The sequence below is a fragment of the Kribbella sp. NBC_01505 genome, assembly GCF_045040285.1.
Taxonomy (GTDB): domain Bacteria; phylum Actinomycetota; class Actinomycetes; order Propionibacteriales; family Kribbellaceae; genus Kribbella.
On sequence record NZ_CP109425.1, the window covers coordinates 1,516,872 to 1,530,555 of the forward strand.

General features: G+C 67.9%; 16 protein-coding genes and 2 pseudogenes. 6 read left to right on the forward strand and 12 right to left on the reverse strand.

All coding sequences use genetic code 11. From position 1 onward, the window contains the following. Positions 1-2: 2 nt before the first annotated feature. Positions 3-614, reverse strand: a complete 612-nt coding sequence (locus tag OG474_RS06710) for an anti-sigma factor family protein (RefSeq protein WP_405061330.1) — start codon at positions 612-614, stop codon at positions 3-5. Next, a complete protein-coding gene (sigE, locus tag OG474_RS06715; protein WP_405061331.1) occupies positions 611-1,285 on the reverse strand; it encodes an RNA polymerase sigma factor SigE in 675 nt (224 codons plus the stop codon). Before sigE ends, OG474_RS06710 begins: the two co-directional genes overlap by 4 nt. Before the next feature lie 279 nt (positions 1,286-1,564). On the opposite strand from sigE, the gene OG474_RS06720 reads away from it, so the two are divergent. Beyond that, a complete protein-coding gene (locus tag OG474_RS06720; RefSeq protein ID WP_405061332.1) occupies positions 1,565-2,581 on the forward strand; it encodes a serine hydrolase domain-containing protein in 1,017 nt (338 codons plus the stop codon). Between the two features lie 5 nt (positions 2,582-2,586). On the opposite strand, the gene OG474_RS06725 is transcribed toward OG474_RS06720, so the two are convergent. After that, complete coding sequence (locus OG474_RS06725) at positions 2,587-3,465, reverse strand: alpha/beta hydrolase (protein ID WP_405061333.1); 879 nt, start codon at positions 3,463-3,465, stop codon at positions 2,587-2,589. Positions 3,466-3,611: 146 nt separating this feature from the next. Then, on the reverse strand, positions 3,612-4,505 hold the full coding sequence (locus OG474_RS06730; RefSeq protein ID WP_405061334.1) for an SIS domain-containing protein: 894 nt from the start codon (positions 4,503-4,505) through the stop codon (positions 3,612-3,614). A gap of 134 nt (positions 4,506-4,639) precedes the next feature. Here OG474_RS06730 and OG474_RS06735 point away from each other — a divergent pair, with 134 nt between their 5' ends. Then, positions 4,640-5,422 (forward strand): DeoR/GlpR family DNA-binding transcription regulator, encoded by a 783-nt coding sequence (locus tag OG474_RS06735; RefSeq protein WP_405061335.1) that lies wholly within the window; start codon positions 4,640-4,642, stop codon positions 5,420-5,422. Between the two features lie 164 nt (positions 5,423-5,586). Next, the gene (locus OG474_RS06740; protein WP_405061336.1) at positions 5,587-6,279 is read left to right on the forward strand and encodes an O-methyltransferase; all 693 of its coding nucleotides are present in this window, start codon (positions 5,587-5,589) and stop codon (positions 6,277-6,279) included. A 48-nt stretch (positions 6,280-6,327) separates the two neighbouring features. Here OG474_RS06740 and OG474_RS06745 read toward each other — a convergent pair whose 3' ends face one another. The 4 genes and pseudogenes from OG474_RS06745 to OG474_RS06760 form a co-directional block, all read right to left on the reverse strand. Then, the gene (locus OG474_RS06745) at positions 6,328-6,621 is read right to left on the reverse strand and encodes a hypothetical protein (RefSeq protein WP_405061337.1); all 294 of its coding nucleotides are present in this window, start codon (positions 6,619-6,621) and stop codon (positions 6,328-6,330) included. Between the two features lie 253 nt (positions 6,622-6,874). Beyond that, positions 6,875-7,129, reverse strand: a pseudogene (locus OG474_RS06750) (pyridoxamine 5'-phosphate oxidase family protein); the annotation flags it as partial. After that, the gene (locus OG474_RS06755) at positions 7,126-8,028 is read right to left on the reverse strand and encodes an SDR family NAD(P)-dependent oxidoreductase (RefSeq protein WP_405061338.1); all 903 of its coding nucleotides are present in this window, start codon (positions 8,026-8,028) and stop codon (positions 7,126-7,128) included. The gene OG474_RS06755 and the pseudogene OG474_RS06750, both read right to left, overlap by 4 nt. Continuing rightward, the gene (locus OG474_RS06760) at positions 8,025-8,711 is read right to left on the reverse strand and encodes a TetR/AcrR family transcriptional regulator (protein WP_405061339.1); all 687 of its coding nucleotides are present in this window, start codon (positions 8,709-8,711) and stop codon (positions 8,025-8,027) included. Before OG474_RS06760 ends, OG474_RS06755 begins: the two co-directional genes overlap by 4 nt. Before the next feature lie 72 nt (positions 8,712-8,783). Between OG474_RS06760 and OG474_RS06765 the strand changes: the two genes are divergently transcribed. The 3 genes and pseudogenes from OG474_RS06765 to OG474_RS06775 all read left to right on the forward strand — a co-directional run. After that, the gene (locus tag OG474_RS06765) at positions 8,784-9,650 is read left to right on the forward strand and encodes an alpha/beta hydrolase (RefSeq protein WP_405061340.1); all 867 of its coding nucleotides are present in this window, start codon (positions 8,784-8,786) and stop codon (positions 9,648-9,650) included. Positions 9,651-9,673: 23 nt separating this feature from the next. After that, positions 9,674-10,840, forward strand: a complete 1,167-nt coding sequence (locus OG474_RS06770) for a cytochrome P450 (RefSeq protein ID WP_405061341.1) — start codon at positions 9,674-9,676, stop codon at positions 10,838-10,840. A 13-nt stretch (positions 10,841-10,853) separates the two neighbouring features. Further along, positions 10,854-10,949, forward strand: a pseudogene (locus tag OG474_RS06775) (ferredoxin); the annotation flags it as partial. Positions 10,950-11,042: 93 nt separating this feature from the next. Here the strand turns inward: OG474_RS06775 and OG474_RS06780 are convergent. From OG474_RS06780 to OG474_RS06795, 4 genes are all read right to left on the reverse strand, one after another. After that, the gene (locus OG474_RS06780; protein WP_405064694.1) at positions 11,043-11,327 is read right to left on the reverse strand and encodes a hypothetical protein; all 285 of its coding nucleotides are present in this window, start codon (positions 11,325-11,327) and stop codon (positions 11,043-11,045) included. A 103-nt stretch (positions 11,328-11,430) separates the two neighbouring features. Next, positions 11,431-12,153, reverse strand: a complete 723-nt coding sequence (locus tag OG474_RS06785) for an alpha/beta hydrolase family protein (protein WP_405061342.1) — start codon at positions 12,151-12,153, stop codon at positions 11,431-11,433. Continuing rightward, the gene (locus OG474_RS06790; RefSeq protein WP_405061343.1) at positions 12,150-13,163 is read right to left on the reverse strand and encodes an amidohydrolase family protein; all 1,014 of its coding nucleotides are present in this window, start codon (positions 13,161-13,163) and stop codon (positions 12,150-12,152) included. Before OG474_RS06790 ends, OG474_RS06785 begins: the two co-directional genes overlap by 4 nt. 1 nt (position 13,164) lies before the next feature. Continuing rightward, entirely contained in the window at positions 13,165-13,683 is a 519-nt protein-coding gene (locus OG474_RS06795; RefSeq protein ID WP_405061344.1) for a 3-hydroxyanthranilate 3,4-dioxygenase, read from the reverse strand. Position 13,684 lies beyond the last annotated feature (1 nt).

A 13,684-nucleotide genomic window follows, 5' to 3' on the forward strand; every position in this document is an offset into this window, starting at 1 on the left:
GGTCAGCGCCCGGTCAGGGCCACCGGCTGCAGCGTCGAGCTGAACCCGAGGTATCCGGACCCGTTGTACGAGTTGAGCACGGCGACCGGATCCGCGAACGGCGTCCCGCCCGTGGTGCTCGCATGGTCGGACGAGAAGCTGGTCATCGGCGGCTGCAGCGCGGGCGGCTGCTCCGAGCGAGCCGGATCCCCGACGACGAACGCCGTACCCAAAAGGGAGGCGACGGCCGCTGCGGAGCCGGCTGCACCCAGCACTCCAGTACGGCGGCGCGAGCGCGTCGTCCGGGGTGCTCCCGGGCGACTGGCGCCGGTGCGGGCTGCTGGGAAGGCCGAGCGCTGCGGGAAGAGACCCGGAGCCGGTGTGAGCACCGGACGGACTTCTTCACGCGGCTCGGTGGCGAATGACGAGACGCCCATCAGGCGCTGCATCAGGTCGGTGGAGGGATCCGGCGCCTCGAGGGCAGCCATCCGGGCCTTCAGGCGACGCTGCGCGTCCACCTCGGCGCGGCAGGTGTCACAGCCGACCAGGTGACTCAGGACCTTGTCCCGCGAGTCATGGTCGAGTTGGCCGTCGACGACGGCACTGAGCTTGTCCATCGGATGCTGAAGGGTCACCGCCACTCACCTCCGGAACTCTCACCCAGCAGACCGTCCTTCGACGGACCGCTGATCCGGGTCTGGCCGGGCCGCGGGGCCCGGTGCTCCAGGTGCTTGCGCAGCATCGACCGGCCGCGGTGGATCCGGCTCCGGACCGTCCCGAGCTTCACGTCCAGCACGTCGGCGATCTCGTCGTACGTCATGCCCTCGATGTCGCAGAGCACCACCGCGGCGCGGAAGTCCTCCGGCAGCGAGTCCAGGGCGTCCTGCACGTCGTGGTCGAACAGCTCCGAGTTCAGCTTCTCGGCCGGGCCCTCGCCCTTGGAAGGCAGCCGGTCGTGCGCGTCGTCGGGCAGGCCGTCGAAGCGGATCCGCTGCTTGCGGCGGGCGCCGTCCAGGAACAGGTTCGTGGTGATCCGGTACAGCCAGCCCTCGAAGGTGCCGGGCGTGTAGGACGACAGCGACCGGAAGACCCGGACGAAGACCTCCTGGGTGAGGTCCTCCGCGTCGTGCTTGTTCCCGGTCAGGCGGTAGGCCAGCCGGTAGACCCGGGCGGAGTGTGTGCGGACGATCTCGTCCCACGAGGGGAGCGTCTCCGGCACCGGCTGACGCGTAGGCGCCACCGAGGTGTCGAGCGGCTTCACCGCAACGCCTCCCTGGGTCCTCTCGGCAATGAGCGTGAAGGCCATGGTGCCTCGGTCACCGTCCTCTGCGCACGTCGGGAACACCCGGGTTCGACCCTGAGATGCTGGTACGACGGCTCAACGCGGTGCTCCGGCCGGAAGTTCCCGGACAGTGCCTTCACCGAACATGACGCGCTGCGAGGCGTTTCGGTTGAGTCGGCGCCGCATCGCGTTCGTTTCGATCCTAGGCCCCGGTCGCCCGCGCCGGGGGTGGGGTTATCCCCCGCCGGGATTCGGGGGTTGGCCGGATATCGCCGGAGCGCCCGAATTCATAGCGTTCAGGTCATGAACTTCACCGCCTTCCTCGCCGGCGCCGTCCTGGCCGTCTCCCCCACTTTTCCCGCCGCTCAACTGCAGCAGATCGTCGATTCCGGCGGTGCCGCCACCGCCGTGCTGCGGGTCGGTTCCCAGGCGGGCGCTGCCGGACCGGTCGCTCCGAATGCCTACTTCCGGATCGGCAGTGTCACCAAGACCTTCGTCGCGACGGTGATCCTGCAACTCGTCGACGAGCGAAGGGTCCGGCTGGATGATCCGATCGCGCGTTACCTGCCCGGCGTCGTGCCGGACGGTGAGCGGATCACCGTCCGTCAGGTCCTCAACCACACCAGCGGGATCTACGACTACGCCCACGACGCCGGATGGTCCACCAACCGCTGGCGGGGCGACGAGCGCTTCCGCCACTACGAGCCCGAGCAGCTACTGGCCGTTGCTTTCAGCCACATTCCGTACTTCCCGCCCGGCGCCGACTGGCACTACTCGAACACCAACTACATCGTGGCCGGCCTGCTGATCGAGCGCGTCACCGGCCGCTCGTACGGCGCGGAGATCAACCGGCGGATCCTCAAACCGCTCCGCCTGACCCACACGAGCCTGCCCGGTGATCGCCCCGGTCTGCCGGATCCGCATGCTCCCGGCTACGCCTTGGTCGACGGCAAGCTGGTCGATGCGACGCTGATGAACCCCTCGCTGGACTGGGCGGCCGGCGAGATGATCTCCACCACGGCCGACCTCAACCGCTTCTTCGACGCGCTCTTCGCCGCCCGGATCACCAGCAGAGCCGCGCTCGCCGAGATGCGTCAGTACGTGCGGGCCGACAAGCAGTTCGAGTACGGGCTCGGCCTGCAGCGGTTCCGCCTGCCCTGCGGGACCACGGTCGAGGGACACAGCGGCGAGATCCTCGGCTACACGACGTACTCGACCCACTCCGGCTCCACCCACTCGACGCTGGCCTACACCCGGCTTCCGGGCGGTGACGCGTCGACTGCCGTGATCGGTCTGTTCACGGCAGTCCACTGCGAATGATCAGCTCAGAACGGGCAGGTCGAGCGGTACTCCTCGACAGTCGTGCTCGCACCCGGACCGGGGCAGATGAACTGCTCGTAGCGGGTGTCGTCGTCGATGAAGCGCTTCAGCCAGGAAATGCTGTACTTCGCGACCGTCGTGTTCGGTGAGGTCGGTGCGGAGTGGGTGGCGTTGTTCAACTCGAGGTACGCCTTGTCGAGGCCGGCCGGCAGGCTCGTGTAGAACGGCTCGGAGTGGCTGCTGACCGGGGCGACGGTGTCGTTCTCAGCTCCCACGACCAGGGTCGGCACGGAGACCTGCGACCAGTTCTTCGTGGTGTTGTAGCCGGCCAGCGGGACGATCGCCCGGAGTGCGGGCCGGTCCTTGGCGGCCTCGAGCGAGCCGCCACCGCCCATCGAGTGCCCCATCGCACCGAGCCGGCTCGCGTCGATCCGGGACCGGACCGAGCTGCTGGTGGTGAGGTAGTCGAGCGCCGCCAGCAGTTGGTCACCGCGGCTGGCCGGTGAGTCGTAGCGCGACAGCGTGTCGATCGTGATGATCACGAAGCCCTGCGACGCCAGCCTTGGCCCCAGCCAGGCGACGCTCGACTGGGTCGCGGTGAAACCGGGCGAGATCGCCACCGCACCGAAAGTGCCTTCGCTCGTACTGGTCGGGTAGTAGATGGTCCCCCCACCGAAACCGCGCGCTCCAGAGGGTGGGACGGTGACCGTCGCAGTGGCGAAGGAGCCTTGCGGTGCTTCGATACTGGCGTTCGTCGGAGCCGGACCGCGCTCGTACGGATTGGCGGCCACCGGGGCGGCCTGGCCGGTGGCTGGGGTCAGCACGGCGGCGGCGAACAGCGTTGCGAGGAAGATCTGCAGCGGACGTCGGGCGAAAGCGCGCACGGCAACTCCTTCGGTGGAACGGGCGGGGCGAACCGCCTGTCCACCACCGGCCTACTCGGTGGTCCGGCGGCTCACGGCGCCAAAGTAGTCAACCGACTACCCTGCGTCAACGTCGGACCAAGAAGCAGGCCGCTCTCGTGCAGGATTCAGGGCAGGATGACCGAGCGGGTCAGGCTGCGCGGCTGGTCCGGGTTCAGGCCGAGGGCCAGGGCCTTGGCGACGGCGACGCGCTGCGCGACGACCAGCGAGGCCAGCGGGTCCAGCTCGGCGTGGTGGACGATCGTGGCGCCGGTGGCGGCGACATCGTCGAGCAGGCCGACCGGCGGCTCACCGAAGACCCAGACCCCGCGGCCGGGCTGCGCGATCGCGATCGGGCCGTGCCGGTAGTCCATCGCCGGGTAGGCCTCGGTCCACGCCGACGCGGCCTCGCGCTGCTTCAGCGCCGCCTCGTGCGCCAGTCCGACGGTCCAGCGGGTGCCGACGTACGTGACCTGCTCGAGCTTGGCCAGCTCGTCCACATCGATGCTCAGAGCGGTCTGCGCATCGACGGCGGCCTGCTCGAGATCCTGGCCGAGGGATGCGCGCAGGAGCGCCAGCACGGTGGTCGCGAAGCGGGTTTGAACAACCGACTGCTCATCGGCGAAGTCGAGCATGATCGTGTGATCGGCCAGCTCGACGATCGGCGACCCCGGGGTCGCGGTGATCGCGACGGTCGGCAGGTCGGTCGACCGGATCAGGTCGAGCACCTCGGTCGTCGTACCGGACCGGCTGATCACGACGACGACGTCGTACGCACGGTCCTTGGGGAACTCCGAGCCGGCGAACGCGTCCGTCTCGCCCTGACCGAGGTCTTCGCGCAAGGCGGCGTACGCCATCGCCATGAACCAGGAGGTGCCGCACCCGACGGCCGCGACACGCTGGCCGGCCTTGGGCAAGCCGTCACCGTACTGCGCGAAACCGGCGCCGACCTGACGCCACAGCTCCGGCTGGGTGGCGATCTCGGCGGTCACGAATGGGCTCTCATCGGGCGTCTGGGTCATGTCGTCTCCGCACTTCTCATGGTCGAAACTGCTCGAACGTGATCAAATTGCTCAAAGATGATCGAATGGTGCCAACCGGCCGCCATCCGGCTGACCGATTGTGTTCTGTGTTTTCTTATGTGGAGGAGCCCCGGGTGAAGCGTTATGAACGCCTCAACACCTTGCTCGAGTCGCTCGCCGAGAAGGGCGCCATCGACGTCGACGAGCTCGCCGAGCAGTTGCACGTCTCCGCAGCGACGATCCGGCGTGACCTGGACCACCTGGGCAAGCAGCAGCTCCTCACCCGGACCCGGGGTGGCGCCGTCGCCAACGCTGTGTCGTACGACCTGCCGCTGCGCTACAAGACTGCGCGTTTCGCGTCCGAGAAGCAGCGGATCGCGCAGGCGGCGGCCACGCTGGTGCGCCGCGGCATGGTGATCGGGATGAACGGCGGGACCACCATCTCCGAGGTGGCCCGCACGCTGGCGACCCGGCCGGAGCTGTCCGCCGAGCACGGCGAGCCGGCCTTCACCCTCGTCACCAACGCGCTGAACATCGCCAACGAGCTGATCGTCCGGCCGCACGTGAAGATGGTGCTGACCGGCGGCGTGGCCCGGCCGCAGTCCTACGAGATGATCGGGCCGCTGTCGCACCGGATCCTGGCCGATCTGTCCCTCGACATCGCCTTCATCGGTGTCGACGGGATCGACGAGACCGGCGCCACCGCCCACCACGAGGGCGAGGCGAACATCAACCAGCTGATCGTCAGCCGGGCCGCCAAGGTCGTCGTGGTCGCCGACTCCTCCAAGCTGGGCCAGCGGGCCTTCGCCCGGATCTGCGAACTGAGCGAGATCGACACCCTCGTCACCGACGCCCAGGCCGAGGAAGGTCAGCTGACCATCTTCAAGGAAGCCGGCATCGACGTCATCCGCTCCTAGCCGCAGCTTCGGTCGCATCTCGCCGTACCTCCCGTCCCTGGGTGAGCTCTGCCCTCGTATTACGATCATATCTGATTGCAGGCCGGTTGTAATGAGCAGGTTTGCGCAATCTCCGCGCGGGAGGCGGGGAAACGGGACCCGGTGCCGCTAGGCTTCTCGGCAGCATGAGCAGCGCAGCCGCAGAGAACCCTGCAGACCCACGGGAGGGCATCATCGCCACCGGCATCGACCCGAGCTCCTGGGCGTACGCCGAGGACTACATCGGTGAGGACGAAGTCGTCACCGGTGCCCGGGCGACCGCCGACGACTTCGGCGTGGCTGCGATCGGGCCCGGCGCGGCCGCCGCGCTCAGCCTGCTGGCCGCCACCGTCGGCGCCAAGGCCGTGGTCGAGATCGGCACCGGCACCGGCGTCTCCGGCCTGGCCCTGCTCCGCGGCATGCGCACCGACGGCACCCTGACCACGGTCGACCTGGACGCCGAGAACCAGCGCCTGGCCCGCAAGACCTACCTGGACGCCGGCATCACGTCGAACCGGTTCCGCCTGATCGCCGGCGCCGCCCTCGACGTCGTCACCCGGCTCACCGACGGCCACTACGACCTGGTCTTCTGCGACGCCGACCGCCGCGAGAACACCGCCTACCTGCACGAGGCCCTGCGCCTCCTGCGCCCCGGCGGCATCGTCGTGTTCGCCGGCCTGCTCACCGCCGGCCGCGTCCCCGACCCGGCCCACCGCGACCCCGAGACCACCGCCCTGCGCGACCTCCTGCGCGCGGTCCGCGAGGACGACGACCTCGTCTCCGCCCTCCTCCCCACCTCCGACGGCCTCCTCGCCGCCACCAAACGCCTCGCAAACTGACAAACGCGCCACAGGAAAGCCTGTGACGCGTCGGCAGCGCCGCTGCTGCTAAACGGGGCAGCTGAGGTGGGGTTCGAAGATGCCGGCAACTCGACTGGGCGGATCGCCCCAGAGCTGGCCGTAGTAGTAACCGCCGCCGGTGAAGTCGACCCAGATACCTTGGCCCGCGTCCACAACACCCGCCTGAACGCCGTTCACGTAGTACGGGGTGCGGTTGTACTTCACGTAGCAGGTGAAGCGGGTGGGCTGGTGCGCATCGGTCTCCACGGCCGCGGCCGGGACTGCGGTGAGGACGGCCGTGGCTGAGAGCGCCACCGCCGCAGTGGCAATGAGTCGTCGCATGCTGCCTCCTAGTTAAACGGACCCGTCCAGCATCGAGAGACCGCAGGTGCCGCTCCAACGATTCGACAAGTCTCGAAAAAGCGCTTCGCCCAGAGCCGAAACCGCAGGAGGTCAGACGCGGTCCACGAAGGTGACCTCGATGCCTACCCAGGGGTCGGGCTTGCGGCGGATCACGTACCAGGCTCGGGCCAGCCGGGCGAGCGGGGTTTTGCGAGCCATCAGACGGTAGGCGTACTTTGGCCTCGTCCCGGTCGAGCACTCGGGCCGTGCCTTCGAGGCTGTCCGCGTCGGCGGGGATCGTTCCGGCGGAGTTGCAGGGGGCGACGACGACGCGGGCGTCGTTACGGAGGCGCTTGAGTTTCCCGGTGTTCGAGTAGCTCAGGATGTAGAGCTTTCCATCGCTGACCACACCGCCGACCGGCGTCGCCACCGGCGTGCCGTTCTTGCGGAACGTCGTCAGGCTGACGTTGCTGCTCTTCGCGATTCGGTCGATTGCTGAAGTGATCATCTGCGCCCTGCCGGAAGGTTGAAGGGAATGCCGGTCAGCTCTTCGGACGCGACCCAGAGCTTCGCGGCAAGCTCCGGATCGGCGCTGATTCGCGGCGGTGCCGCGATGACCGGAGGCCCGAACGTGCCGTACTTCGGGCCGTAGTACTGACCACCGCGAGCCTGCGGATCGGTCGCGGCCCGAACGGCGGGCCATGCGCCGCGATCCTTGCCCTGAACAGGTGCGGTGAGCCGGATCCGCGCCGGCCGATTGACTCCCGGCCGGCGCGGACTGAAGGCGTCGACGCTGAGACCCGGATGGGCCGCGACAGCTCGGACGTTCATCCCGGCAGCGCGCAGCCGCCGGTCGAGCTCGGCAGCGAACAGCAGCACGGCATGCCGGGACTGGGCGTAGGCCTTCGACTGCGAGTAGGCGGCGCGCTCGAGCTGCAGATCCTCCGGATCGAAGCCGACCGCCTTCGCCATGATGCTGCCCACCGGAACCACCCGGCTCCCGGGCGTCGCCGCCAGGATCGGCATCGTCAGCACGGTGAGCGCGAAGTGCCCGAGATGATTGGTGCTGAAGGCAACTTCAAAGCCATGCCTGGTCCTACGGCGTTCCTTGCCGGCGTTGATACCGGCGTTGTGGATCAGCCCGTCGAGCCGGTCGAGTCCGGTCAACCGGCCTGCCGCAGTAGCAACCGAGTCGAGGTCAGCGAGATCCAGCGGCACGATCGCGGCCACCTCACGATCGACCTGACCGCGGATCGCGGCCGCAGCCGCCGCAGCTCGCTGAGCATTCCGAGCAAGCAGAACCACATCGGCGCCCGCGGCGGCGAGCTGCTCGGAGATGAAGTAGCCGATTCCGGCATTGCCGCCGGTCACGGCGTAGGTCCGGCCGGTCAGGTCGGGGAGCTTCATGGGGTGACCGTTCTCTGAAGGGTGCCGAGGAGCATCGTGTGGAAGGCGTCACGAACGGCCTCAGTGAAGGGCTGCTGGAGGGCGGTCAGCTCAGGCGGGATCCGGACGTCAGCCAGGAGTGATTCGGTGGCACGGGTCTGCGCCCAGAGCGCGCCGGTCAGCAGGGTTGCGCGGCTCGCGAACTGAGCGACGACCACCTCATCCTTGGTCGCGAGCTTCGGTACGGCGCGAGTCAGCAGGCCGGTGAGCCGGGCGAGATTCGTCAACGAGTCGCGCTTGAACGCCATCGCCGTCTCCGCGCTGATCTTCCGCTCGAGCACCACGGCCTGCGCACTGATCAACTCACAGAAGAGTGGGTGCGCAGCCAGGCTGCGGGCCCAGGCCTCAGCGGCAGCCTCGACCTGCCTATCGACACCGGCCCTGCCGTCAGGTGCCGGCAGCAACGGATCGAGCTCGTCGAGCCAGCCGGCGGTCTCCGTGTGGACGAGCTCGAGCAGGACGGCTTCGCGCGACTCGAAGTACCGCAGCACGTTGGAAGTGGCGAGACCGACCCGACGACCGAGGCCGTTGAGCGTGATCTCGGTGAGCGGCATCTCGGTCAGCATCTCCCGGGCCGCCGCCAGGATCTCCGCCTGCCGAGCCGTCCGCTGTTCCTCGGTGCGGGCCCGCTGGAAGTTCGTCATGCCCCCACTGTACCCGATAAGAGAGTGCTATTCTCTTATTAACAGAACAGCATTCTCTTATTTGGAGATCTCATGCACAACCTCACAACGGAGCAGGTCACCTTCGACTCCGCCGGCGAGACTCTGGCCGGCGTACTGCATCTCCCGGCGTCACCACGCGCCGATCGGTTGCCCGCGGTCGTCGTGGCCGGAGCCTGGGGCACGGTGAAGGAGCAGATGGCCACGGGCTACGCCCGGGAGATGGCAGCTCGCGGCTTCGCGGCGCTCGCGTTCGACTTTCGCAGCTGGGGCGAGAGCGGCGGCAGCCCCCGATCGATGGAGGACCCGCTGGCCAAGGCCGCGGACATCGCCGCGGCCGCCGCCTTCCTTGCCGACCGCAACGACATCGACCCCGACGCGATCGGCGGACTCGGCATCTGCGCCGGAAGCGCCTACCTGGCCACCGCTGCGACACACTCGGACCTGATCAAGTCCGTCGCACTCATCGCCCCGGCCCTGCCGAGCCGCGAGACGACCATGACGACCCTCGGCGGACAACCAGGCGTCGACGCACTGCTGGCGATGGCTCACGAGGCGGAAGCCGCCGGTGGAGAACAGCTGGTCCCGGCCGTCGAGCCCCCTGGCGGCGACTACTACGGCAACCCCGACCGCGGCCAGATTCCCGAGTGGGACAACACCTTCAACCCCATGTCCTGGCTGTCCTGGCTCGAGTACGACGCACAGGCGTCAGCAGCTCGCCTCACCCAGCCGCTGTCGATCGTCCACAGCACCAGTGCTGCCAGCCCGGAGAGCATCCCGGAGTTCATCGCCAAGGTCGCTGGCCCGGTCAAAGAGCTATGGCTCGACGACGTCACCCAGTTCGACTTCTACGACCAGCCTGCCCCGATGAAGATCGCATCGGACACGGCAGCTCACCATTTCGAGCGGACACTGCGGTGAGCCCCGACGTACCGGTTCTGTCCATGACGCGGGAGCCGGACGCGCCACTGGATCCGCCTCGCCAGTACGGCGGGTTCCGGCGGGAGGCGCCGATCACCCGGGTCTCGCTCGGGCCGGGTGCACCCACGGCCTGGCTGGTGACGCGGTGGGACGATGCGCGCGCCGTACTGGCGAATCCCAGCACCAGCACCGATCTGAGCCGTCCGGGCTACCCGACGCGGACTCCGATGACCATGCCGCCCGGGTTCTTCCTGTTTCAGGACAATCCGGTGCACGACCTGTTCCGCAAGGTGTTGACGCGCGAGTTCATGGTCAAACGGATCGAGGCGCTCAGAGAGCCGACGACGCGCATCTTCGCCGGGCTGATGGACGAGCTAATCGCGCACGGCCCGGTGGCGGACCTCGTCGACGCGATCGCGCTACCGCTGCCGTCGCTGGTGATCAGCGAGCTGCTGGGCGTGCCGTACGAGGATCATGTCTTCTTCCAGGAGCACTCCAAGGTGCTCATCGACACCACTGTCACAGGTGCACAGAAGGCAACAGCACAAGGCGCACTGGGCGACTACCTGGAGACGCTGGTCGAGCAGCGCCGCAAGGAACCGCGGGACGACCTCATCACCCGGCTGGGCGAGCAGGTCGACGCGGGCACGTTCTCGGCCCGAGACGCGGCAGACGTCGGCGCGTTCCTGTTGTTCGCCGGTCACGAGACCACCGCCAACATGATCGGACTCGGCGTACTCGCGCTTTTCGAGCACCCCGACCAACTCCCCCGCCTGTACGCCGGAAAGGCCGAGCTGGCGACCGCAGTCGAGGAGTTGCTGCGCTATCTGACCATCGCACAGACCGGTCTGGCCCGAGTGGCGACCGAGGACTTCGCTGTGGGCGACACGACCATCCGGGCCGGCGACGGGCTGATCATCATGCTCAACTCGGCCAACCGCGACGAGGCGATGTTCGCCGGCACGGCCGACGAGCTGGACCTGACCCGCTCCAACGCGCGTCAGCACGTGGCCTTCGGCTACGGCATCCACCAGTGCCTCGGTCAGTCGCTGGCCCGGATGGAGCTACAGGTCGTGCTGCCCGAGGTCTTCCGGCGGCTGCCGGGCCTCCGGATCGCGGACGGCCAGGAAGTGATCTACAAACCCCACGCGGCGGCGTACGGGCCGTCGTTCCTCCCCGTCACCTGGTAGAAGGGAACAGCAGATGCACGTCGAAGTAGATGTACCGAAGTGCGTGGCCTCCGGGCAGTGCGTCCAGATCGCCCCCGAGGTCTTCGATCAGCGCGACGAGGACGGCATCGTCGTCCTGCTGGACGACGCGCCGCCACCCGCCGAGCACGACGGCGTCCACGAGGCCGCCCGGGAGACCGGCGGCGCATTCAGTGGTTCGAGGTCAGTCGCCGGGGCAGGTGAGGTCTTGGCGTTGCATTTGCTCGATGGTGCCGCCACCGGGGTTGGTGGACGACCCCTGGGTCCACCCTTGGACGGCCGGATCATTGACGTAGAAGGTCTCACCCAAGAGCTTGACGGTCCAGAACTGGCCGCCTGCCCAACCGACCCGGGCGCCGTCCTTGTTCACAATGCACTTCACAGCCGTCGTCGTCGCGTACACCGGCGCCGTCGCGAGAACGCTGATGGCGAGCAGAGCCCCAGCGGCAGTGGCGATGATTCGTCGCATGGATCCTCCTTGTTGGAGCGGTCAGGCCAGTCTTCGGAGGGTGACCGTGTTGCTCCAGCCGTTCGACACCACTCAAATGGCCTAACCGAATCCGCCGGTGGAACTAGGTGGTCAGGCGGGCGAGTTCGGTGGTCAGGTCGTTGAAGGGGTCGGTCAGGGGGTCTATGAGTTCGTAGTGGCCGCAGTCGGGGACTCGGGTGAGGCGGGCGGTCGGGTGGGCGGTGAAGTAGGACTCAGAGAGCTGGATCGGAACCCGGGTGTCGTTGACTCCGTGCAGAATCGACACAGATGCGATCGGGGCCGGGAGGTGGACCGGGTCCAGGTCGTTGCGGACACCGCTGCCGATGAAGGCTTGTACGGCGCCGTCGTCGAGCATCTGCTGGTCGGCGAGCAGGAGGTCGGCCACCGGAGCCAGCGCGACCACACCGCGCAGGCGGACCGGGTTGTGCGTCGCAGCGGCCCACAGCGCTAGCTGTCCACCGGCAGAGTGACCGACCAGCACGTAGCCGCCCTGCACGTCGACCAGGTCCGGGAGCGCGTCAAGCGCCGTACGGATGTCTGTTGTGGTGGTGTCCGGCTCACCGGGGACCCGGCGGTACTCCAGGGAGGCGACCGGCCAGCCGAGGTCGGCCAGTGCGGCGCCGAGAGGGCGGGCGTGCATGCGGTCGTACTCCGGGCGCCAGAAGCCACCGTGGATGTAGACGACCAGGGGGCGCGGGTTCTTCGCCTGCCAGTAGTCGATCACGTGATCCGCGTGGTCGCCGTACCGGAGCTCCTGGTCGGGCTCACGGGCGGAGCGGGTCAAGACCGATCGGTCCTCGCTCATTCAGACCTCCCGAGACTGTGCTGACTTCCAAGAAAATGCAAAGCATTCGTAGACAACAGCTTCTGCTGCTGCTCCACGGTCAGGAAGCCGGCTTTCCGCACCACCTCCCCGACCGGTCGCTCACCCAGTGGATAGGGATAGTCACTGCCGACCAGTACCCGGTCTTCTCCCAAGGTATCGACAAGTAACCTTAAAGGCTCTGATTCGAACACCACCGTGTCGACGAAAAACCGATCCAGATAGTACGTGGGTGGATGCTCAGAGCAACCACGCACGATGTCGCCGCGCCGGTTCCAGGCGTTCTCGAGGCGGCCGAGCCAGAACGCGAAACTCCCACCACCGTGGGCGAAACAGATCCGCAGCGACTCCGGCAGGGCGTCGAACGCGCCACCCAGAATCATCGCGAGGATGGACAGATGGGTCTCGGCGGGCATCCCGGTCAGCCAGCGCGCCATCCAGCGATCCAGCCGCGGGCCGCCCGGCATGTCCCACGGGTGCACGAGAACCGGCGTACCGGTCTCGGCGCAGTGCTTGAGGAAGGCAACGATCCCGGCGTCGTCGAGATCCTTGTCGCCGACATGGTTACCGATCTCGACGCCGACGTGGCCGTTGCGGAGGCAGCGGTCCAGTTCTTCGCAGGCCGCGTCCGGATCCTGCAGCGGCACCTGGCAGAACGGCACGAACCGATCGTCACCGGCCAGCGTCTCGAGCATCCGGTCGTTGAAGATCTCCGCCAGCTTGACCGCCTGCTCGGCCGGGCGTTCGTAGCCGAAGAAGACCGGCGTCGGCGACACCACCTGCAGATCGATGCCGTCGGCATCCATATCTTCGCGCCGTACGGCGGTGTCCCAGGCCTGCGGGCCGACCGGGCGGAACTCGGTCTCGCCGACCATGATCATCGCGGCCCGCTCGGAGTCCACCCGCAACCACGGCCACCCGTCGCCCCCACAGGCGGCCGCGAGATCCGGCCAGCCCTTGGGAACCAGGTGGGTGTGGACGTCTACGGCCAACTCAGGCCTTGCCTGGGTGGACGGTCCCGCACTCGGGACACGTGCGTGCTTCGGTGCTTTCGTAGAAGGCGGCGAAGACCGGGGGCAGGTCGGCGACGATGTCGGTCACCTGGAGCTCGACCTCGTGCACGACCGCGCTGCACTCACCGCAGTACCAGCGGAACTTCTCCAGCGTCCCCTTCTCCCGGACCCGCTCGATCACCAAACCGATCGAGTCCGGACCACGCTGCGGCGAGTGCGGCATGTTGCGCGGCAGCACCCACATCTCCCCCGCGTTGACCTCGACGGTCGCCGGACCGTCCTCGGTCATCAGGTTGACCCGGAGCTCGCCCTTGATCTGGTAGAAGAACTCCTCGTACGGGTCGACGTGGAAGTCGGTGCGCTGGTTCGGCCCGCCGACCACCATCGTGATGAAGTCGTCCCCGGTCGGGAACATCTGCTTGTTGCCGACCGGCGGCTTCAGCAGATGCTTGTTCTCCTCGATCCACTCCGGAAAGTTCGTGGACTCCAGGTTCGCCATG

Excerpts from the sequence above, each read along its gene's own strand:
- OG474_RS06785 (WP_405061342.1), bottom strand. The coding sequence starts at position 12,153 with ATGAGCGAGGACCGATCGGTCTTGACCCGCTCCGCCCGTGAGCCCGAC.
- OG474_RS06720 (WP_405061332.1), top strand. The coding sequence starts at position 1,565 with ATGAACTTCACCGCCTTCCTCGCCGGCGCCGTCCTGGCCGTCTCCCCC.
- OG474_RS06760 (WP_405061339.1), bottom strand. The coding sequence starts at position 8,711 with ATGACGAACTTCCAGCGGGCCCGCACCGAGGAACAGCGGACGGCTCGG.
- OG474_RS06755 (WP_405061338.1), bottom strand. The coding sequence starts at position 8,028 with ATGAAGCTCCCCGACCTGACCGGCCGGACCTACGCCGTGACCGGCGGC.
- OG474_RS06795 (WP_405061344.1), bottom strand. The coding sequence starts at position 13,683 with ATGGCGAACCTGGAGTCCACGAACTTTCCGGAGTGGATCGAGGAGAAC.
- OG474_RS06730 (WP_405061334.1), bottom strand. The coding sequence starts at position 4,505 with ATGACCCAGACGCCCGATGAGAGCCCATTCGTGACCGCCGAGATCGCC.
- OG474_RS06765 (WP_405061340.1), top strand. The coding sequence starts at position 8,784 with ATGCACAACCTCACAACGGAGCAGGTCACCTTCGACTCCGCCGGCGAG.
- sigE (WP_405061331.1), bottom strand. The coding sequence starts at position 1,285 with ATGGCCTTCACGCTCATTGCCGAGAGGACCCAGGGAGGCGTTGCGGTG.
- OG474_RS06740 (WP_405061336.1), top strand. The coding sequence starts at position 5,587 with ATGAGCAGCGCAGCCGCAGAGAACCCTGCAGACCCACGGGAGGGCATC.
- OG474_RS06770 (WP_405061341.1), top strand. The coding sequence starts at position 9,674 with ATGACGCGGGAGCCGGACGCGCCACTGGATCCGCCTCGCCAGTACGGC.
- OG474_RS06780 (WP_405064694.1), bottom strand. The coding sequence starts at position 11,327 with ATGCGACGAATCATCGCCACTGCCGCTGGGGCTCTGCTCGCCATCAGC.
- OG474_RS06745 (WP_405061337.1), bottom strand. The coding sequence starts at position 6,621 with ATGCGACGACTCATTGCCACTGCGGCGGTGGCGCTCTCAGCCACGGCC.